Origin of the sequence: Shewanella mytili, assembly GCF_046765975.1 — a bacterium.
Lineage (GTDB): Bacteria > Pseudomonadota > Gammaproteobacteria > Enterobacterales > Shewanellaceae > Shewanella > Shewanella mytili.
Window position 1 is genome coordinate 155,590 of the sequence record NZ_JBKOUD010000006.1, and the last position, 21,792, is coordinate 177,381.

Genomic DNA, 21,792 nt, shown 5'->3' on the forward strand with positions numbered 1-21,792 from the left:
AAGCGGCATGGCTGACTCCTGTTAGCCTGTGTTGCGTATCAATCACCACTTACGCCGGTTGCCGCGTAAGTGGTGATTTTTTATGGGGCGATAATATCGCCGCGCTTTAGCCTTTGATGCCATTTGACCTTCAATCATTTTCGATTGTTGGCAAAGACGGATGTTTCCTGTGGTGGCGTCATCAATGCCAGCAGGGTGGGTGCCTCAAATAACAATAAAAAACGTCCCCGGTAAGGTTGCTCGTACATGGCTTGTTGGCGCAAGGCGGAAGATGGGTTTTTAGCCGGGTAAATCACGATGGTTTGCGGGTGTTGTTGCAGCCACAACAGGCGGGCAGGTTTGTCACCGTTGAGCACCGCAAGAGGGGTCTGCAAGCGGCCGGAAAACTGAAACTGGTTATCGTATTTGTTCCAGAATGCCAGTTGGTGGCCTTTATCCTGCAATTGTCGCAGATATTGGGCGGTGTGGCTCACATCATATGCCGCATGCAAGGGCTGGCGCACCGCAATCAGCATGCTGGTGAGCAATATGGGGAAAACCAGGAAATGCGCCATCACGGCCAGTTGCTGCTGGCGAAAGCGCCACAGGGACAGTCCCAGCATCAGCAGCGGTAATAACGGCGCCCAAAGAGTGATTTGCGGTTGTGCCAGGTTTTTGAAAATCTGCGCGGCCCATAGGGGTAAGGTGAGCAATAGCACCATAACCAGCAGGCTTGCTATTGCCAGAGGGTAACTTCGCTGGAAATGCGCTGTTTGCAGCTTTTTGGCAATGAACAGTGCAATCAGTGGCATGAGCGGACAAAGATAGTGCAGCTGCTTGCCACTGATAAGGCTGAAGCAGAGCACAATGATACCGATATACAGCAGCAGCGCCTTGTCCTGATGGCTATTCCCTTGAAAAATGCGACTGCGCCATACGCCGCCCATTAGTGGCAATGGCAGTAACAACACCGGCAGCCAGTACAAATACCAGTACCACGGCCGGGCATGGGCAAAGGCAGACACCACTCTTCCCGTGGTTTGTTTCCACAACAGTTCATTTTCATAGGCTGCGCCGCCAGAGACAATGGCCGGCAGCAACCAGCAGGCAAGTATGCCAACGCCCAGTAGCATGGCCATCAGCGATAGACTGAAAAAGCGCCGGTGACGGATTGCCTGGGAGTGTTGCCACCATGGGCGCAGCAGCATGAACGGCAGGGCATAAAGCAGCATGACCGGCCCTTTGGCGAGCAGGCCCCCGCCAATGGCAATGGCGCCCAGCAGCATGAAACGTTTTTGCCCGCAGCGGCTTAACCACACACAGCTCAGGCACCATAACAAGACGAAAATGCTCAACAATGAATCGAACATGGTGGTAGGCAGGTAAAAGCTCCAGCCGCCAAGAGCCAACAAGACAAGTGGGGCAAAGCCGGCGGCATTTGCCTCGCGGGGATAGTACTGTCTGGCCAGCAGGTACAGCAGGCCGAAATTGCCGCAGGCAAACAACGGAATTGCCAGCCTGGTCGCCAGCTCATTGGTGCCGAACATGCCCCAGAACAGGTTAATCAACCAGAACAGCAAGGGCGGTTTGTGGGCATAGGTTTCGCCATTTTTATGGGGCACCAGCCAGTTGTTGTCGCGCCACATCTCCCAGGCAACTGAGACATAACGGGTTTCATCTATGGGCATCAAGGGGCGCAACCACATGTGCGTGGCTATCAGCAATAACGCCATCAGCAGGGTGAACAGTAGCAATAATGGCGGGGATAGGCTGGCAAGCGAGTTTATCCTGGGCTGATTAACATTCATGGTGAGGGGGCACTGGGGTTATTGTGCGTCCCATGGTGGCGGCTAATTGTTAACAAATGATGAACAATTAAGGGCCCTGTTTGCAGGAAAAAAAGCCGGTGATCAGGACCAGTAATCACCGGCTAAAGTTTGCACAGATGATAGACGAGGTAACAGGTTGCTGTGCTACAACCGGTATGGGTCAGAGTCGGTATTCAATGCCTAGCCAGAAATTGCGGCCTTGTTCCAGAAATCCCTCGGCGTATTGATACTGGCGATCAAAGAGATTGTTCACGGCCAGGTTCAGGTTGAGTTGTTCCAGCAATTGGTAATCGGCCTGCAGGCGTGTGACGGCAAAACCTGCGGCAAGCTGGGAGCCATCGCTGTTGCTGTAACTGGATGCGCGCATCTCCTGGGCCAGGGTCAGCTTGAGTGTGTCCCAGGGGCTTAAGGTGAGCCAGATGTTGGCCATCTGTTTGGGAAGCCCGGTGATTTCACCAATCTCCTGGCGTTTCACATTGGCATGGGTGTAGCTGTAACTGAGCCCCAGTTGCAGCATGTCGCTCACATCGCCTTTCAAGCCAACATCCACACCATGGTAATCCACCCGGCCACTGTTGCGGTTTTGCAGGGTGTTGGCATCAATATTGATGGCCAAAATGGCATCCTGCACCCGGTTGTAATAGAGGCTGGCTTCATAACTCCAGGCATCATTGACCAGGCCGCTGTAAGTGATGTCCAGTGCTTTTGCCCGCTCAGGAGACAGTTGCGGATTGACCAATGCCACTTGCCCGGTAGAGGGCTTGGAGGTGGTATAGCGCTCTTTCAGGGTGGGGAATCGGCTGCGTTCAGACAGGGACAGTGCCAGTGAATCGCTGGGATTGACATGGTATTTCACCATGGCTTGCCAGTTGAAAGCATGTTGCCGGTTGTCATCATAGCGGGTAATGCCGTTATCTTTTTCGTGCTGCATGCCTTCAAGGCTTTTGCGCCGGTCATAACTCACGCCGGCTACCGCATCCCATTGCGGGGCCATGGCCCATTGGTATTCACCGGCCAGCGACAGGGTTTGATCCCGATAGCGATCATAGGCGGCATCGGGTGCGTCTTTTTCCCGGTGAACGTCCTCTTTCCAGTGGAAGGCAAATGACAGCTGATCGGCTTGTGCCACATCGGCAGTGAGCTGCAAGGCCGCCCCATTGCTGAAATCATCATAACGGCTGTAAAAGCCTTTTTGCCGTGCCAGCGCCATGCGGGAGTTATAGATCATCAAGGTGTTGGCAAACACGTCATGGTACAGGCGACTTTTGAGTGTCAGCCCGTCATCAAGTTGTGTACTGCCCTGATAGTAATAACTTTCCTTATCATAATCCGGCCATTGCCAGTAATGGGATTTTTGCTTGCCGTTGCCGCTATAGGGCGGATTCTGTTTATAGCCGTCCTGTTTCAGGTAGGTAACGTTGTACTCGTCACTGGCATTGGGGGTAATGCCGGCCTTGATTATGGCCCGTTTGTCATCAGCGGCAGAGTTCACCATTTTGCCGTCGCTGCCGGCCACCGGGTTATCGGTGCCGTAGGGCAGTCCCAGATAATCCTGTTTCAAACGGCTACCGCTAAGTTGCAGGTAGCCTTGCTTGTTACTCATTGCCAGTGCCAGGTGGGCATCATAGGCATTGCTTTTATTGCGGGTAAAACCCTGGTGGTAAGCCACCGTGGCTTCCAGTGGCTTTTCAGGCTTGTGAGTGCTGAGGTTAATGGCGCCGCCCATCTGGTTGGGTCCTTGCAGCATGGAGGTGTAGCCTTTGGAGACTTCTACCGTATCCAGATCGGAGGACAGAAAACGTCCCAAGTCCAGATTGCCGTCATAAGGGATGTAGATGGGGATGCCATCGTAAAATACCGGTACCTGGCGGCTGTCAAAGCCACGCACCTTGACCTGCAGTTCATTGCGGTTACCGGATTTTTGTAACGAGACGCCGGGAATGACACTCAAGGCCTGGGCCACATTGGTTTTACCCAGTTGCGCCATGGTTTGTTGGTCAATATGGGTGCTGGTATCGGCTATCTGGCTGCCCCATACCGTGAGGCGTTCGGTACTGTCATCAGCGTGTGCCAGCTGTTGGCCTGTCATGGCGAGACAAAGCGCCAATGAGATTTTTGTGAGTTTCATAGGTAATCCGTTAACCGTTATATAATTTACTATATATCGATAGTTATGCCAAAATCTGGCAGCAAAACGTTGCCTGTCAGCGCGGCTGAAAAGGCGTTGATAATGGGTGCAAAACCGGGGCGGTATCAGAGGATGCCCGTTGCACCTGCATATGGCGGCTTACTGCAACGGCATTGTGCAGTAAGCCTGTCACCGGTTGGCGGTGTTACAGCGTCCGGGTTTTATCCCAGTACACCAATGCCCAGTCGCGGGATGGGGGCACAATGGCCTCGCCACGCTGGCGCTTTTGCTGATAGTAATCAAACAGGCGCTGCATTTCGGTGTCATCCAGTGTGCCCAGTGACCAGTTAACGGCTTCTGAAAACTGCTCGAAGGTATCGGTGTTATTCTGGCAGTTGGGGCCGCGGATATAATCCACTTTAGGGTTAATTCCCAGTTGATACAGAATGTTGACGGCAAAAATATAGTTGGGCAGTTCCACTACGGTGCGGCCAATGGCCTTTTGCACGTTCACATCCACAAAAGAGGTGGCAACGGTATGGGTGGTGTAAACCCGCAGGCGGGTTTTGTTGTTGAGCTTGATAAGCGCGGCACGCAAATCTGCCACCAGTGTGGAGCGTGAGGCAACGGCAAGATCGCACTCGGGGATTTCTGACCAGTCATCTTCCCAGGATTTATTCACCAGCGTGACATTGTCCAGTCCCATGTGCTGGGCTCTGCGTGCAGCCACATCCAGCATGCCTTTACTGTAGTCCAGCCCGTAAACCCGCCCTAATGACGGTGCCAGGTTCAGGCACACGGAGCCGGGGCCGCAACCCATGTCCAGCAGGCTGTCAGCGCCTTCAAGATCGATTTTTGCCTGTAGCTGCAGCAGGTAAGGGTCTTGGGGATTGGCACACACCTGCGCCATTTTTTCGGCTCTGGCATCCCAGTGTTCCGGCGCTTTGGTGGTGCGCCCGGCCAGTTGCATCTGCTGCCGGTAAAGTCCGGCAAAGTCTAACTCGTCCAGTATCATGAAAGGGTTCCTTAATAGGCTTAAATATCGATTCCCAGATGGTGTCTGATATCCGCTGGTTGTACATCATAAAGTGTGGCCAGTTTTTGTCCTGTGAGCATGGCCTCAGCACTTCCCTGCTGCGCTCCCTGTTTTGACAGTAATATCACCCTGTCGGCAATGGCGCGGGCGTGCAAGGGATGATGGGTGGACATCAATACCGTCATGCCGGCGTTTTTCAATTGGCGGATTTTCTCCAGCAAGGTGATCTGGTGGCCAAAATCCAGGCTGGCGGCCGGTTCATCCATCACCAGCAACCGGGGCCGTTGCAGCAGCGCCCTGGCAATCAGCACCAGTTGCCGCTCGCCGCCGCTGAGGGACGGGTAGAGCCTGGCTGCCAGATGGGCAATGCCCAGATTGTCCAGCAATGCCATGGCAGCGTGTTTATTTTTGGCTGAGGGCGCCGCAAACAGTGACAGGTGCGCACTGCAGCCCATCAGCACCATGTCCAGTACGCTGAAGTTAAACGGGCCGTCATGGGCCTGGGGCACATAAGCCATCCATCTGGCCAGCTCGTGATGGTGCCATGCGTGCAACGGCCGTTGTTGCAGCAGGATTTTGCCGCCCTGCAATGCCAGCCGTCCCAGCAAACTGCGGATGAGGGTGGTTTTGCCGCAGCCGTTAACCCCCAGCAGACAACACACTTCCCCTTGTTCAATATTGAATGACAGCTGCTGTAATACCGGATTCAGGGGGTAGCCCACGGCGGCCTTGTCAAATTGTACCAGGGTCATAACCGCTCCCTGCGCATGAGCAATAACAAGAAGAAGGGCGCGCCAATCATGGCGGTGAGGATCCCCAGCGGCAGTTCCACACTGCTGATGGTGCGGGCCATGGTATCGGTAATCAACAGCAAGATGGCGCCCACCGCCATGGACATGGGCAGCAGTCGCTGATTATTGGCACCACTGATTATCCGGCAAATATGGGGCACCACCAGTCCAACCCAGCCGATGATGCCGGCGATGGAAACGGCACTGGCGGTCATCAGTGTGGCACTGATGATCAGGATGACCCGTAATCGCAGCACGTTAACGCCCATGGCGCTGGCTTCTTCATCGGGCAGGCTCAAAAGGTTCATGCGCCAGCGCAGCAGCCATAATGGCAACAGCCCCAGCAGCGCCAGCGGCAAGGCAATTTGCAAATCCTCACGGGTAATGCTGTTCAGCCCGCCAAGGAGCCAAAATGTGATGGACGGCAACTCGGTGTAGGGATCTGCCAGCACTTTTATCAGGGAGATCACGGCGCCGCACAGGGTGCCGACGGCAATGCCTATCAGTACCAGTGACAGTACCGGGTCCTGTCGCCGGGTAAAGTGGGCAATCATGCAAACGGCGCCCACCACCAACAGGCCGCCGGCAAAGGCAAACCCCTGGATGAACAACATGGGCAGCCCCAGCAAAATGGCGATGCTGGCGCCCATGCCCGCCCCGGCGGAAACGCCCAGAATATCCGGCGATACCAACGGATTGCGAAACATTCCCTGAAACGCCGTGCCTGCCGCTGCCAGACTGGCGCCAATCATCAGTGCTGCCAACATGCGCGGCATGCGGATTTGCCAGAACACAATGGACTGGCGCGGATCCGTCAGGCTGTGGCCGTGGGCCAGCAGCTGGCCGATTTCGGTGAGTGCCAGCGGAAATTTCCCCACGCTCAGGGCCAGTACCATGCAGCTCAGTAGCATCAGCGAGATGAACAGGGTGGTCGGAAAACATTTCATATCTGCGGCACCAAGGCGTGATAGTGCTTATCACTGAGATGACTATGGAAAAACAACTGGAAAAACTGCTGCATGTCGGCTTTGAATCCTGCCTGCAAACGCTTGTCCAGATGGGCTTGCAGGCGCCGCATGCCCAATAGGCGATTGACCCCCGGCGGGGCATCCAGCCAGCCAAAAGGAAAGCGGCGATACAAAAGTACCTGCTGTTGTTTTACTGCGCGAATGCCTTGCCATTGGGGCGTTTGCATTATGTGGCGCCAGGTCACTTCATCCTGGGCAATGATGATGTCCGGTTGCCACAGCAGTAATTGTTCCATGGAAACTTGCGCCAGACCGCGGCGCCCCTCACTGGCGGCCACATTGTGCAACCCCAGCAGCTCGATGGCTTCGGTATGCAGTGAACCCGTCAGCCCAGTTTCAAGCCCCTTGGCGCCACGGGCGGTATAAAAGGTGAGTTTACGCCCCAGGGTTTGGGCAAAACTGCCGGCTTCGGTTAGCCACTGGCTTGCCATGTCGGCCAGTATGGCGGCGTGGTCACGTACTCCCAGTATCGTGCCGGTTTGGGTAAGCTGCGCGGCAGAGTCTGACAGCCGGCCACTGACCAGCAGGTAAGGTATCTTGGTTTGTGCCACCGTTCTTTTGGCCGCAGAGCGGTAGGTGTCATTCACATTACCGCAGTCCAGGATCAATTGCGGTTTCAAGGTCAGCAGCCGCTCCAGTGTCAGGGTGCTGGCGCGTCCTGCCAGGCGTCCCAATTTGGGCAGTTGCCCAATCTCCTTGCTGAACCAGGGATAGCCTTGATGCAGTTCAAAACTGGAAAGTCCGGCCAACAGGTGGGGCGCCAGGGCAAGCAGCAGCATGTCTGCCGGGGCGCCGGCACTCAGCACCCGCTGTATGCGTTCAGGTGCGGGTAACTGACCAAATGGCAACAATAACGAGGTATTTGCCAAAGCCAGCGAGGGCATGGCCGCCAGAGCGCTGCAGCTCGCCAATCCCTGTAACAATAAGCGGCGCGTAACATCCATAAATGCAATTAGTCCTGATGGGAAACGTTATATACTTTTCTATATAGCGGTATGCTATGAAAATAATGCCAAGAGTCAAGGTAGCAGATGTGAGTTGGCTTACATATTTGACATTAGGGGCAAACGGTTGCTGTTATTTCGACACATTGGTTGCCATGAAACGGAAAAGCGTGAGGCAAATGGCATGTTGCATCATGGAAAGTTATTGCCAGAAACAGGCCGATTTTGCAGTTTTACAGATGAAAACTGATAAAAATTTGATACTGGTCGCTAACCGTCATTTTTGTCGTTAACGATTGTTCAATGCTCATGGTAGGCTGCCGCTTTAGTGCCGAAATTCACATATAAGCAATCGCAAATTTATTAATGGCATTCGCTATGTATGTGATTGGGCAGTAATTGTTGATGGCTGACTGCGGGTAAATCCCATCACGCCATAACCAAGTAATAAAGGAACAGGTGATGATCCGCCAACTGCTGGCGCAGCTGAAAACCTACAGTAACCATCCTGCACACCAAACGACATGCCTGCACTGGGTGCTGGCCTACGGGGCCATTGCCACGATTCTGGGATTGTTATTTCCATCGACAGACTGTCTGGTGCATCTTGATGCCGCCGGTGCCTGGGTGTTGGCGCTGCGGCTGGTCAGCCCCCGGTCGTGGCGGGCGGATGTTGGCTGTATTGTGGGTGTGTGGCTGACGAGCATCGTTATTAACATCACCTTGTATGATGAGTTGCTGCCCCATGGCGTTATCCTTTCTTCCGTCGTGATTTTTCAAGGGCTTTTGGGGGCTTGGTTATTGCAGCTGCTGTCGGCGAAGATCCGGGATTTCGCCAGCTTTGAAGGCATGCTGAGATTACTGCTGATAGGAGCGCTTATTCCTTCTGTGTTGTTAAGCGGCATTCCGGCATTGCTGCCATTGGACGGTGTTGAACATTACTACATCAAATGGCTTGGCTGGCTGTGCAATCTGGGGCTGTCGGCACTGTTTTTCACGCCCTTGTTCATTTATGGCGTGGCGCTGCCCCGTAACCGTTTTGCCAAGCGGGATGACCCTTTTAAAGCCATTGTGTACTGGATTTTGTCGTTGGCCGTGACCGGCTGGACATTCAGTCATTTCCCGGTGGTGGAGCACAAAATTCCGCTGCAAATGTTACTGCTGGTATTTATGCTGGCGCTGTATGCGGTAAGTTTCTCCATCAAATTCAACAGCCTGGTATTGTGCAGTGTGGGGCTTATCGCCTTGTGGTCATTGCAGGTCACTCATCCCAGCCTGGACGTGTATGAACGCCTTAATGAATATGCCCTGCTGGCTTTTTTCATTTTTGTGGTGTTTGGCGTCAAATTGACCGTGTGCGTGCTGATTAATGAAAAGGTGGTGGGCTTCAACAAAAACCGCCGTGGGCGGCAGATGTTTGAAAAACTCAACAGCGTTAACCAGAATCTGGTGAATGTTGATAACACCGAGCAAGAGATTTTCAGCAAAGTCTGTCGCATCATCACGGAAGACATCGGCATGGCGCAAAGCTGCATCACGGTATTCGAATCTCATGAATCTCGTGGTGACAAATCAGGAGAATGCGCCATTGCTTGGCATTATCGCTACCCGGAATATGCCTGTGGCCACAGTGGTGGCACTTTTCCTGTCCCGCCAGAGCGGCTTTTGGAAAGTGGCGGTTTTGGCATGTTATCCCAAGGCGGCTGCAGCTCTGGCTGCGGACGGCATTGCCATTACGATACGGTGGCCTCATTTCCCATTTACCGCTCGGGTTACATCCATGCGGTGTTGACCGTATTTGATGCCAAGGGCTTTGTGTTTGACGGCGACATGCAGCGGTTGTTCGAGGATTTGGTCAAGGACATCAGCACCACGCTGACCTCGCTGGATGATCACATCAAATTGCAGTTGGGTTACGAGGCGTTTGAATACAGCCAGGAAGCCATTGTCATCACCGATCCTAAGGGAAACATCATCAATGTGAATCCCTCTTTTAGCCGGATTACCGGCTATAGCGCAGCAGAAGCCGTGGGGCAGAATCCGCGAATTTTAAAGTCCTGTAAGCAGTCGCCGGAATTTTACCATAACATGTGGCAAACCCTGCTGGATAAGGGCTGCTGGTCCGGTGAGTTTTGTAACAAGCGCAAAAATGGCGAGACCTATATCCAGCGCGGCACCATTTCCACCGTGACCGACAGGGGGGGCAAAATCAAGCATTTCATTGCGGTGATGGAGGATGTGACCCGCCAGCAGCAGGTGGAAGAATATGTCCGCCATCTGGTGAATTTTGACACCCTGACCGGATTACCCAACCGCAACAAGCTCAATGAGGTGTTTTTCAAGCTGAATAATCAGGCGGAAAAACAGCGGCGTGCATGGGCGGTCATGTTTATTGACCTGGATGATTTCAAGCATGTGAACGATGCCATGGGGCATCAGTTCGGTGACGAAGTGCTGAAAATGGTGGCCGGGCGGCTGCAAAAGCAGGTACCGGTGGACGGCATGCTGTTTCGGTTCAGTGGCGATGAGTTTTTACTGCTGTCGCCCCACGACAGTGTGGGCACCATCGAGCTGGCTCAGTCACTGATAAGCGCCGCCAGCAGAACCCTGACCATTGATGATAAAGTGATCAACATAGGCTGCAGTATCGGGATTGCCATTTCACCTTCTGACGGAGAAACCATTGACCAGCTGGTGGGCAGCGCCGATGCGGCCATGTATCGGGCCAAAGGGGCCGGGCGCGGCACTTATGCCTTTTTCTCCGCCGACATGCAAACCAATGCGCTGGAAAAACTCAATCTGAAACACGACCTGGCCCTGGCCATCGACAACAGCGAATTGTGCCTGCATTTCCAGCCCAAGGTGAATATTCAGGATGATGCACTGATTGGCGCCGAAGCGTTGGTACGCTGGTACCATCCCCAGCGGGGCGAGTTGGCACCGGGGCATTTCATTCCGCTGGCGGAAGAGTCCGGCCAGATTGTGATGATAGACCGCTGGGTGCTGGAGGCCGCCATCAGGCAGCTCAGTGACTGGATAAAGCAGGGGATTAAGCCCGTGCCCATTGCCATTAACCTGTCGTTGCCCATGTTCCAGCGGCCCCAGTTTGTTGAAGAGGTCAAGTATCTGCTAAATCGCTATCAGGTACCTGCCGCCTTACTGGATCTGGAAGTGACCGAGCGGGTGGCCATGGGGGATTTGGATTACACGGTCAATGCGCTGCGGCTGCTAAAACAGGTGGGGGTGAGCATCTCCATTGACGATTTTGGCACCGGTTATTCCAGTCTCGCCTATCTCTATGATTTCCCTATCGATACACTGAAAATTGATAAAGCTTTTGTCAGTGACATCACCCATAACCGCAAAAAGCAGGGCATTGTGAATGCCATTGTGTCTTTGAGTATCACCATGGGGCTTAAAACCGTGGCGGAAGGGATTGAAACCCTGGATGAAAAGAGCTATCTGCGCAATCTGCATTGTGACTACTATCAGGGCTATCTGTTCTCCAAACCCATTCCCGCCGGGGAGTTTAGTCGGCGTTACCTGCACTCTTGATATGCAAGGGCGAATGTCTGCCAAGTAGGCTGAAAAAATCGCGGCTGATTATCTGCCCTGATGGCTTACGCAGATGACTTTCGCAGATGATTTGCATCAATCATTTTCGCGGGTAACTGACATTGATGGTTTATGCCGATTCGCCGGGGGCAAAAGGGGCAGGTGAGCACAACCGGCACCAGGCATGTTGCCCGGCACCTGTTATGCTTCACCTTTTGCAATTGACTGTAGGGGTGTGTGTCAGGCTGGATTAATGGCTGTGACTGCCATGATTGCTCAGCGGATGGCCGTGGCTGTCGTAAACGGCGTGTTCGCTGTGCTCCACAAATCCCTGATTAATCATCTTGGCGAGGAACGGGTCTTGTTCGTTATCGCCCACATCGGCAAAATCGGTGCGCTGATACGCTTGCCATTGCTGGAACAGGCTATGTACCTGGCCGTTGTCGACAAATTGCTGTGCCTGCCAACGGTTGGTTTTGCCGTTAACCTCGGTTTGTAACAGCAGCGGGATATTCAATGTGTTGCTCCACAGCAACCGATAATGCACCTGCTGGTATTGCCCTTCGTAGGCCTGGGCATGGGCACAGGTGTCTTGGGGCACTTTTGTCAGCACCTGTCGCAGATGATTGGCAGAAAAACTCTTAATCCCTTCTTGGGAAACCTTAACGCCCAAGGTGCGCAAGTCGCCGCTGTAGTAGTCAATGCGGCGCTGGGCCTGACCAAAAATGCGGCTGAATTGGGGATGGGACGGGTTGTCAAATTTCCACCATTCAGAAATCTGGTTATCCGGGTTGTAAAAAGCGGTTTGTTGCTGTTGGCGCAGTAGCAATAATGTGCCCTGCTTGTCGCCACTGAGTTGGTATTGGACGCCCCAGGCATCAGCGGGGGATGCAGACGGGCAAAATTCACCGGCAGTTGCTGCCAGCGGGAACAATAACAGCAGCGTTGAAAGGAACTTCATAGGATGACTCCAAAAAAGCGTGACGCTTAAAATCAAGGAACAGCTGCCATGGCAGCTGTTCCTTAAGGGGAACATGTTAGTTTTGGGTGGCTTCGGCACGGCCTACCAGGTTGGCGGCATAGTTCATGACGTGGAACAGCATGTTTTGCTCCACTGAACCTGTAACCAACTGGGCACCGGGGCCTTTGGCATATACCGCTACATCTTCACCGGCATGGGTTTCACTGCCCAATGGCACGGTGGCTTCCTGATAGAAATTCACACTGGCGACATCGTACAGGTTAAGATCCGGACGGTAATCCCCTTGAGAGACGTTTTCACCCCCGACCCCAAAGCCCTGGCCATTGGCATAACCCAGTGTGGTATATGGCATGCCGTTGCTGTCGGTGCTGTAGGTGGTGGCAGGCTCGCCGCTTTCGTTCACACCGCGAACCAGGCCGAGGATGGGGTTGCCGCGTACCGGATAACCGGCAATGGTGAACACATGGCTGTGATCAGCGGTGACCAGAATGAGGGTGTCCTTGTCGGCTTTTTCCATCGCCACGCGTACGGCATCCGACAACGCTACGGTATCTTCCAGCGCACGGGCGGCATTACCGGCATGGTGGGCATGGTCAATACGGCCACCTTCCACCATCAGGAAGTAACCTTTGTCATTACGCTTGAGCATGTCCAGTGCACGGCTGGTCATTTCTGCCAGTGATGGCTCACCGGCGCCGTCATCCGCACGGTCAGCTTCGTACTGCATGTGGCTGTTTTCAAACAGGCCAAGCAGATGCTTCACGTTACTGGTATCTACGCTCATGAACTGCTCACGGTTCCAGACGTAGGCGCCATCGCTGTATTTGCTGGTCCATTCCGCAGTCAGATCCCGGCCATCCTTGCGGCGACCGTTATTGCCATATTCCGGCTCGGTCGCGGTGTTTGGCATGAAGTAGGTGCGGCCGCCACCCATGGCAACTTCCGGGCCATCGCCGAAAGGGAAGTCCAGCAGTTGTGAGGCAATGTCCTTGCAGCCCGCATCCAGAGCATCCTGTGACATATTGCTGTCCGCTTCCCAGTTACGCTCTACGGAGTGGGCATAGGTGGCCGCCGGGGTGGCGTGGGTCAGACGGGCGGTGGAGATAATCCCGGTGCTCATGCCGGCAATTTCCGCCAGCTCCAGCGCCGTTCTCACTTCATGACCGGCACTGCTGTTACACTGGCCGCGTACGGACTGATCTGACACCGACACAATGCCGTCTTTGGTTTTCACCCCGGTGACCATGGCGGTCATGGTGGGGGCGGAATCCGGCGTCTGCTGGTTGGCAGAATAGGTTTTGACCAAACCGGAGTAAGGGAAGGTTTCAAAGCTCAGGCGGTTTTCTTCACCGCTGCGGCCCTGTTGCTGCCCCTGATAGATGCGGGCGGCGGTCAGGGTGGAAATCCCCATGCCGTCACCGACAAACAAAATGACATTTTTGGCTTTACCGGCAGGATCGCTCACGCTGTTTTCACCGGCTTTGGCAACGGTGGCCTGTCCGTCCTGAAACCACTGGTTGGCGGCGGTGTAATCGTGGCCGTTGCTGCCGTCCTGACCATTGCTGCCATCATTGCCCGCAAGACCGGTAGCACCCACATCGCCTTTGTCGCCATCGTTACCGCAACCTGCCAGCGTCAGGGCCGACATGGTCATCATGGCCAGTACAATCGTTTTCAATTTCATCTTTGCATCCTTCAAATCAGTACTTGCTGCCGCCCAGGGCGCCGGCCTGGTTCATGACATGGAATATTACGTTCTGTTCAACGTTACCCTGGAACAGCCAGGCGCCAGGCCCAGCGGCATAAATGGCCACGTCTTCGGCGGCATGGGTTTCGCTGCTCAGCGGTACCTGGGCTTGCTGCAGGAATTCCACATCCTGGGTGTTCACGGCGCTCAAATCTTCACGTGGGCCGTTCTTGGCGCCCGGGCCGTTGGTATAACCCAGCGTGGTGTATGGCATGCCGTCATCTGCCAGTGTGGGGGTGGCGCTGATTTGGTTATCTTCCGGCTCATGCACCAGTCCCAGAATGGGGTTGCCGCGGGCAGGGTAGCCGGCGATGGTGAAGGTGTGGCTGTGGTCGGCGGACACGATAATCAGCGTATCGTTCAAATCCACTTTATCCATGGCGGCTTGCACGGCGTCAGACAGGGCAACGGTATCTTCCAGTGCCCGGGCGGCATTGCCGGCGTGGTGGGCATGGTCGATACGGCCAGCTTCCACCATCAGGAAGTAACCCTTGTCATTTTTCTTCAGTACATCAATGGCTTTGCTGGTCATTTCTGCCAGAGAAGGCTCGCCGCCCTGATCATCCGCACGGTCAGCTTCATACTGCATGTGTGAGGCTTCAAACAATCCCAGCAGGTGGTCGGTACTGCTGCTGTCAACCGCATCAAATGCTGTCTTGTTCCACACATAGGCTGAGTTGCTGAATTTTTCAGTCCAGGCGCTGGTCAGATCGTTACCATCGGCACGGCGACCCTTGGCACCCTCGCCATCGGTGACGGTGTTGGGCAGAAAATAACTGCGACCGCCACCCAGCGCCACTTCCAGCCCGTTACCCGGGGCATCCATTACCAGCTGATATGCAATATCATGGCAACCGTTGGCTTTGGCTTCGGCAGACAGATTGCTGTCCGCTTCCCAGTTACGCTCTGGTGAGTGGGCATAGGTAGCCGCCGGCGTTGCATGGGTGATGCGGGCGGTGGAGATGATACCGGTGGACTTGCCTAAATCTTCGGCCAGTTCCAGTGTGGTTTTCAGCTCGTTGCCTTTACTGGACAGGCAGTTGCCACGAATGGTTTCGGCAGAGACGGACAACATGCCGTCTTCGGTTTTAACCCCGGTGATCATGGCGGTCATGGTGGGGGCGGAATCCGGCGTCTGCTGGTTGACAGAATAGGTTTTTGACAGCGCGCTGTAAGGGAAATTTTCAAAGCTGAGGCGATTTTCTTCACCGCCCTTGTTGGCTTTCTGTCCCTGATAGATGCGGGCGGCAGTCAGGGTGGATACCCCCATGCCATCGCCCACAAAGAAAATGATGTTTTTTGCTGTACCGGTGTTGCGGGCCTGTGCCACTTTGGCCGCTACGGCATCAGCGCCTGCAGTAAACCAGTTACTCTGGGTTTGTGATGCGGGTAACACATCGGCATGTACCGCATGACTTGCCAACGCGGTTGCTACAGCCGTGGTCAGTACGGCCAGAACCTGGGGTAGGGTTTTCATTGCTATCCTCGCGTTATTTCCTATTGTGATTTTGTGCCGGTCATCTGCCGGTCAGCGCCGATTCTGCGAGGGGTGAATGACAGTAATGTTGCTGTCAGGTTAAATATTTTTTGGATAAAACGCTTCTTTCTTATGCAGGTTAAGTAAAAAGTGAATAACCATGTCAGGCGGGGGCTGCCGGTGCGGACTGATAATGCAAGCTTGTCGTGTGAAACTTTTTTTAAACGATTAAAAAATGTTAGCTGGCAGGTATTGTTTACAATTAAATCCAAGCAATAACGGGGGGTGAAATGAAAAAAAGTTGACTTGTTGTAAGCATTGTTCTCAAATACGAACCCTTGAATGAGGTGATGGGCTCGTAAATGGGCTATGACCGATAGGCCGCCACACTCCGCTGACAACATTCTTCAGTGGTCAATTTTTTAAGCGTGGTGGTGAGTAAAATTGCATATTTGATGCAAAATTAATCATTATAATAATTGGTGTTTCATGGGAACTGTTACAACCCAAAAACAAGGGCATTCCTTGTTAGAGGACATTTCTGCCATCTTCATCGGCAGCTGTTTTGTATCGCTGGGCGTTTTCTTTTTACGTGAAGCCGGTTTGCTCACCGGTGGTACTGCAGGATTATCGTTATTGCTGACTTACCTTAGCCCGTTAACCTTCGGCCAATGGTTTGTATTGCTTAACGTACCGTTTTTCTGGCTGGCTTGGAAAAGAATGGGAAAGGCTTTTACCTTAAAAACCATTGTTTCCATTTTGGTGGTGTCGGTCATGAGTGACAACATGGCCTGGCTACTGACATTTTCCAAAGTGAATCTGTTGTATGCCCCCATTATTGGCGGTTTGTTGCTGGGAATGGGCATGTTGATCATGTTCCGCCATAAATCCAGTCTCGGGGGTTTTAATATTCTGGCCCTGTATTTGCAGGACAGATTTAACATCCGGGCGGGCAAGTTTCAGATGGTACTGGATGCCATCATTGTGATTGCTTCTTTCTTTATTATTAGCCCATGGCTGCTGGCACTGTCAGTGTTTGGCGCCGTGGTCACCAATTTTGTGCTGGCGGCAAACCATAAGCCTGGTCGTTACAGCGCGTTGTGAACCCTGAGTTTCTCAATCCCTGAGAAGTTCATTCCGGCCCTTCATTTGAAGGGCTTTTTTTATGCCTAAATAGAATTAATTGCTATAACCATATAAAAACTTGCCCTAACCAGAGAATAAATTTGATCTTGCGCACACTTTTTTAAGAGGGGATGATACGTGCATAAAGAGCAAAATCAACTTATTCATCTAAATGTTAACAATAAGTTAGTTTAAAAAACTAACATTATTGGCATGTAATAGTGGAGTGTATTGTTATGGGGCAAAGTATTGCATATTTCATTGCCGACACCCTGAGTAAAGCTGGCGTTAAACGCATGTGGGGGGTGACCGGTGACTCCCTCAATGGGATTAGTGATAGCTTGCGCAAACTCGGTACCATTGAGTGGCTCGGTACCCGCCATGAAGAAACCGCTGCATTTGCCGCAGGTGCCGAGGCCAGCGTCTCTGGTGAGCTATCCGTCTGTGCCGGTTCTTGTGGCCCGGGTAATATGCATTTAATCAATGGATTGTTTGATTGCCATCGCAATCGGGTGCCGGTACTGGCCATTGCCGCCCATATTCCCTCTGCCGAAATCGGCACCAATTATTTCCAGGAAACCCACCCGCAGGAGCTCTTTAAAGAGTGCAGCGTATTTTGTGAACTGGTGTCTAATCCGGAACAGATGCCGTATTTGCTGGAAACCGCCATGCGCCAGGCCATTTTGCACCGGGACGTTGCGGTACTGGTACTGCCGGGGGATGTGGCCTTAAAGCCCATGCCGGAAGGGGTGATACCCAAATGGAACATGCCAAAAGCGGCAAGCTATACCCCGGCTGCGGCGGATATTGAAACACTGGCGCAAAAACTTAACCATGGGGGTAAAATCACCCTGCTGTGCGGTGCCGGTTGCGCCGGTGCCCATGATGAAGTGGTAGCGCTGGCCGCCAAGTTGCAGGCGCCGGTGGTGCATGCACTGCGGGGCAAGGAATACCTTGAGTATGACAATCCCTATGATGTAGGCATGACCGGGCTGATTGGTTTTGCATCGGGCTACCATGCCATGGGGCAGGCCGATACGGTGTTGGTGCTGGGCAGCAGTTTCCCCTACCGGGCGTTTTATCCCGACAAGGCCAACATTTATCAGATAGATAATTGCCCCGCATCTTTGGGGCGCCATTGCCAGATTGACTTCGGGTTGCTGGGGGATGTGCGCAATACCCTCACCGCGCTGCTGCCGTTGCTGGAACAGAACCCTTCTCGGCATCATCTGGAGCAGTGTTTGAAAAATTACCAGGGAGCCCGTCAGGATTTGGATGCGCTGGCCAGCGGTAAAACCGCCCGGCAACTCATTCACCCCCAGTATCTGGCAAGGCTTGTCAGTGAACATGCCGCGGACGATGCGATTTTTACCGCCGATGTGGGCACGCCCACCGTATGGGCCGCCCGTTACCTGCAAATGAACGGCAAACGCCGGTTACTGGGATCGTTTAACCACGGCTCCATGGCCAATGCGTTGGCCCAGGGCATGGGGGCCCAAGCCGAAAACCGCCAGCGTCAGGTGGTGGCCATGTGCGGTGATGGCGGGTTTTCCATGCTGATGGGCGATTTGCTGTCCCTCAAGCAGTTAAAGCTTCCGCTGAAAATCGTGGTGTTCAACAACCGCTCCTTGGGGTTTGTGGCCATGGAGATGAAAGCCGGTGGTTATCTGTCGGATGATACCGATTTGCAAAATCCCAGCTTTGCGGCCATTGCCGAAGCGTGCGGCATTCGGGGCATACACGTGAGCGATCCCAAGGCCTTGCCCCAGGCGTTAGAAGATGCCTTTGATGATGAAGGACCGGTAGTGCTGGAGGTGGATACCGCCAAACAGGAACTGGCCATGCCGCCACAAATCAAGTTTGAGCATGCCAAGGGCTTCAGCCTTTACATGATGAAAGCCATCATCAATGGTCGGGGCGATGAAATTGTGGAGCTGAGTAAAACCAACTGGCTGCGTTAGTTGGCGCGGCCATTTCTCTCTTGCCGGTTACTGGGGCATTCAGGTGTTGCAGCAACCGGCGTTTCCTTTCCCAAAGGCTCTTGCTTGCCATCTGGCGGGCATATTGCCCGGCATTCCCCCAACATCATGGAATAAGTGGGCAGGGCATTGGCACAAAGATGACCCGGGTCATCTTTTTCGCGTGCTTATCCATCGTTCTCCTTGTAGCGCTTCACCTGTTGCAAGCCTCTCTTGTATGCTTGGCGCCAACGGGATGAAAAAGGGAAAAACCATGTTCAATGCGTTGATGATCAATAAAGATGTGCTGGGGTATCGCTGCGAGCTGCAACAAATTGCCACGGCACAGCTGCCAGCGGGAAATGTACTGGTACAGGTGGATTACAGCACCCTCAATTATAAAGATGCACTGGCCATTACCGGCAAGGGGCCGGTGGTGCGCCAGTTTCCGTTGGTGCCGGGCATTGACCTGGCCGGTACGGTGGTGGACAGCCAACATCCGGATTATCAGGCAGGTGACAAGGTACTGCTCAACGGCTGGGGCGTTGGTGAAAACCACTGGGGCGGATTGGCGCAATTTGCCCGTCTTGACGGGGATTGGCTGATCCCGCTGCCCACAGCCTTTACCAGCCGCGAGGCCATGGCAATCGGCACCGCCGGTTATACCGCCATGCTGGGGATCATGGCGCTGGAGCAACAGGGGCTGACGCCCGCCCAAGGGGAAGTGCTTGTTACCGGCGCCAATGGCGGGGTGGGCAGTTTTGCCGTGGCCTTGCTGGCGGCCAAAGGATACTCGGTGGTTGCCGCTACCGGTCGGCCCGAATTGGCCGAATCACTTAAAGCGCTGGGCGCTGGTGCCGTGATTGACCGTCAGGCGCTCAACCAACCGGGAAAACCCTTGGCAAAAGAGCGCTGGGCTGGCGTGCTGGACTCGGTAGGCAGCCACACCTTGGCCAATGCCTGCGCCGGGACCAAAGCTGACGGTGTGGTGGCTGCCTGCGGTTTGGCCCAGGGCATGGATTTTCCGGTAACCGTGGCGCCATTTATCCTGCGGGGCGTGAGCTTGCTGGGGATCAACAGTGTCACGCGCCCCAAGGCCCAGCGAATTGCCGCCTGGCAAGCGCTGTCCCGCTGGTTGCCCGCATCGGTATTAACCCGGCATATCGCTGAAATCCGCCTGAGCGAAGCGCCGGCCGCGGCAGAAGATTTACTGGCAGGCAATGTGCAAGGACGCTTGCTGGTGGATGTGAACCGCTGAGGCATGACGCATCAAGCCTGCTTGTGCTAAATTAGCGTGATTTCATAAAGGGGCCTTGATAGGGGCCCCACTATTTTGCAGCAGCAGGAAAGCAACATGTGGGACAAACTCTACAGCGCGGAAGATTATGTCTATGGCAGTACCCCCAACGAATTTTTACAGGCATATGCCCCGCAACTCCCCAAGGGGCGGGTGTTATGTCTTGGGGATGGTGAAGGGCGTAATTCGGTTTATCTCGCGCAGCAGGAGTATCAGGTCACGGCGGTGGACCTCTCATCCGTGGGCATTGCCAAAGCCAAACGGCTGGCGGCTAGACACGGGGTCATGGTGGAGTACATTCAGGCCGATCTGGCGGATTTTTCTCTGGGGGATAACCGGTGGGATGCCATTGTGTCCATCTTTTGCCATTTGCCCGCCGGATTGCGACAACAGGTGCACCAACAGGTGTGCCAGGCGCTGACCCCAGGTGGCATGTTCCTGCTGGAAGGATACACGCCCGAGCAATTGCAATTGGCAACCGGTGGTCCCAAAGCCATCGCCATGCTGCTGGACAAGGATGAAGTGGCGGCTGAATTGTCGCCCTTGCGCTTTTTACACCTCAAGGCGTTGCAGCGGCCAGTGATTGAAGGGATAAAGCACACTGGCATGGGGGCCGTTTTGCAGCTTTTGGCGCAAAAACCGCGTTAATCCGTTTGCTGTGGGCCGGGCTCGGCTTCGGTCATTGTTTCCAGTCATGGTTGCACGTCATGGGGAGGCGTGCCTGGCACGCCATCCTGTTGGATGGCCTTATCCTTGCCCTGTTTTCAAATTGGCTTCATGTTTTTTTAAGTTGTTGTTACAAAAGTAATTTATTTTTTTGCTAGATAATCATGTGCCTGTGTGCAAAATCGGCCATCGTTAATGCGTTTGCGCAAATCCCCCCTTGAAAATGTGTAAATAATGCCCAAATGTATAAGTGTTACCACCAGTCTTCACGATGACTGAAGTGTTCACTTCATACAGGCTTGGAGCATTATGGCATTCAAAGATTATTACCAGATTTTGGGGGGCTCCCGGGATGCCTCAGAGAAAGATATCAAACGGGCGTATCATCGCCTTGCCCGTAAATATCACCCGGATGTCAGTAAAGAAACCGATGCCGAGGCACGTTTCAAGGAAGTAAAAGAAGCCTACGACGTGCTTCATGATGCCCAGAAACGGGCAGCTTATGATCAATACGGTGCCGATTGGCAGGCGGCGCAGCAGGCTCAATCCCAGGGCGGCGGTCATTACCAGTACCAGGGAAACGGCAATAGTGGCGCCGGTTTCGATTTCGATGACATTTTCCAGTCAATGTTCGGTGGGCGGGCAAACACCCAAGGCGGTCGACATTCCCGGGCGCAGTTCGAGTTTCCCGGCGAAGACATTCGTGCCCGCATCCAGATTGATTTGGAAGACAGCTACCGCGGCACCACCCGCACCATTACGCTTGGGGGGGATGGCCGCAATGCCGGGCGAACCCTGAATGTGCGCATTCCCAAAGGCGTGGTGCCCGGGCAACATATCCGTTTGGGCGGGCAAGGGGGGCCGGGAATGGGCGGCGGTGCCAATGGCGACCTGTTGCTGGAAGTGGCATTCCGGCCCCATCCCCTGTACCGGGTAGAGGGCCGAGACGTGTACCTGTCAGTGCCGGTAGCCCCGTGGGAAGCCGCATTGGGCACCACGGTGACAGTGCCTCTTCCTCAAGGCAGCATTGATTTGAAAATTCCTGCCAATTCAGCCAATGGCCGGCGTTTGCGGCTTAAAGGCAAGGGCATTCCGGGCAAGCAGGCTGGCGATTTGTATGTGGAGCTGAATGTGACACTGCCTGCTGCCCATAGCGACGGGGCCAAACAGGCTTATGCCGCATTCAGGGATGCGGTGAACTTTGATCCTCGGGCAAATTGGGGAGGCAGGGCATGAGTAAGGAACTGCTG

At 54.1% G+C, this 21,792-nt stretch carries 15 protein-coding genes; 6 read left to right on the plus strand and 9 right to left on the minus strand.

Annotated elements, in window-relative coordinates; all coding sequences use genetic code 11:
• Window positions 1–134 precede the first annotated feature (134 nt).
• The 6 genes from ACIDEJ_RS08250 to ACIDEJ_RS08275 all read right to left on the minus strand — a co-directional run bounded on the left by ACIDEJ_RS08250 (window position 135) and on the right by ACIDEJ_RS08275 (window position 7,735).
• Window positions 135–1,787 (minus strand): ArnT family glycosyltransferase, encoded by a 1,653-nt coding sequence (locus tag ACIDEJ_RS08250; RefSeq protein ID WP_411987603.1) that lies wholly within the window; start codon window positions 1,785–1,787, stop codon window positions 135–137.
• 181 nt (window positions 1,788–1,968) lie between these two features.
• A complete protein-coding gene (locus ACIDEJ_RS08255; RefSeq protein WP_411987604.1) occupies window positions 1,969–3,936 on the minus strand; it encodes a TonB-dependent receptor plug domain-containing protein in 1,968 nt (655 codons plus the stop codon).
• A 205-nt stretch (window positions 3,937–4,141) separates the two neighbouring features.
• Window positions 4,142–4,951 (minus strand): class I SAM-dependent methyltransferase, encoded by an 810-nt coding sequence (locus tag ACIDEJ_RS08260; RefSeq protein WP_411987605.1) that lies wholly within the window; start codon window positions 4,949–4,951, stop codon window positions 4,142–4,144.
• Between the two features lie 20 nt (window positions 4,952–4,971).
• Window positions 4,972–5,724 carry an ABC transporter ATP-binding protein gene (locus tag ACIDEJ_RS08265; RefSeq protein WP_411987606.1) on the minus strand — a complete coding sequence of 251 codons (753 nt, stop codon included), beginning with the start codon at window positions 5,722–5,724 and terminating at the stop codon, window positions 4,972–4,974.
• Window positions 5,721–6,710, minus strand: coding sequence for a FecCD family ABC transporter permease (locus ACIDEJ_RS08270; protein ID WP_411987607.1), 990 nt, complete (start codon window positions 6,708–6,710; stop codon window positions 5,721–5,723). Before ACIDEJ_RS08270 ends, ACIDEJ_RS08265 begins: the two co-directional genes overlap by 4 nt.
• Window positions 6,707–7,735, minus strand: coding sequence for an ABC transporter substrate-binding protein (locus tag ACIDEJ_RS08275; protein WP_411987608.1), 1,029 nt, complete (start codon window positions 7,733–7,735; stop codon window positions 6,707–6,709). The genes ACIDEJ_RS08270 and ACIDEJ_RS08275 overlap by 4 nt, the downstream gene beginning before the upstream one ends.
• A 462-nt stretch (window positions 7,736–8,197) precedes the next feature.
• Between ACIDEJ_RS08275 and ACIDEJ_RS08280 the strand changes: the two genes are divergently transcribed.
• Window positions 8,198–11,290, plus strand: a complete 3,093-nt coding sequence (locus ACIDEJ_RS08280; RefSeq protein WP_411987609.1) for a bifunctional diguanylate cyclase/phosphodiesterase — start codon at window positions 8,198–8,200, stop codon at window positions 11,288–11,290.
• Between the two features lie 250 nt (window positions 11,291–11,540).
• Here ACIDEJ_RS08280 and ACIDEJ_RS08285 read toward each other — a convergent pair whose 3' ends face one another.
• The 3 genes from ACIDEJ_RS08285 to ACIDEJ_RS08295 form a co-directional block, all read right to left on the minus strand.
• On the minus strand, window positions 11,541–12,251 hold the full coding sequence (locus ACIDEJ_RS08285) for a hypothetical protein (RefSeq protein ID WP_411987610.1): 711 nt from the start codon (window positions 12,249–12,251) through the stop codon (window positions 11,541–11,543).
• Window positions 12,252–12,327: 76 nt separating this feature from the next.
• The gene (locus tag ACIDEJ_RS08290) at window positions 12,328–13,956 is read right to left on the minus strand and encodes an alkaline phosphatase (protein ID WP_411987611.1); all 1,629 of its coding nucleotides are present in this window, start codon (window positions 13,954–13,956) and stop codon (window positions 12,328–12,330) included.
• A gap of 16 nt (window positions 13,957–13,972) precedes the next feature.
• Window positions 13,973–15,496 carry an alkaline phosphatase gene (locus ACIDEJ_RS08295; protein WP_411987612.1) on the minus strand — a complete coding sequence of 508 codons (1,524 nt, stop codon included), beginning with the start codon at window positions 15,494–15,496 and terminating at the stop codon, window positions 13,973–13,975.
• Window positions 15,497–15,985: 489 nt separating this feature from the next.
• Between ACIDEJ_RS08295 and ACIDEJ_RS08300 the strand changes: the two genes are divergently transcribed.
• The 5 genes from ACIDEJ_RS08300 (at window position 15,986) to ACIDEJ_RS08320 (ending at window position 21,778) form a co-directional block, all read left to right on the plus strand.
• Window positions 15,986–16,600: a YitT family protein gene (locus tag ACIDEJ_RS08300; RefSeq protein WP_411987613.1), complete on the plus strand. Its 615-nt coding sequence runs from the start codon at window positions 15,986–15,988 to the stop codon at window positions 16,598–16,600.
• Between the two features lie 257 nt (window positions 16,601–16,857).
• Entirely contained in the window at window positions 16,858–18,582 is a 1,725-nt protein-coding gene (gene poxB, locus ACIDEJ_RS08305) for a ubiquinone-dependent pyruvate dehydrogenase (protein ID WP_411987614.1), read from the plus strand.
• Window positions 18,583–18,853: 271 nt separating this feature from the next.
• Window positions 18,854–19,837, plus strand: a complete 984-nt coding sequence (gene acuI, locus ACIDEJ_RS08310; protein ID WP_411987615.1) for an acrylyl-CoA reductase (NADPH) — start codon at window positions 18,854–18,856, stop codon at window positions 19,835–19,837.
• A 96-nt stretch (window positions 19,838–19,933) separates the two neighbouring features.
• Window positions 19,934–20,524: a class I SAM-dependent methyltransferase gene (locus ACIDEJ_RS08315; RefSeq protein ID WP_411987616.1), complete on the plus strand. Its 591-nt coding sequence runs from the start codon at window positions 19,934–19,936 to the stop codon at window positions 20,522–20,524.
• A 327-nt stretch (window positions 20,525–20,851) separates the two neighbouring features.
• Window positions 20,852–21,778, plus strand: a complete 927-nt coding sequence (locus ACIDEJ_RS08320) for a DnaJ C-terminal domain-containing protein (RefSeq protein WP_411987617.1) — start codon at window positions 20,852–20,854, stop codon at window positions 21,776–21,778.
• The last annotated feature ends 14 nt before the right edge of the window (window positions 21,779–21,792 follow it).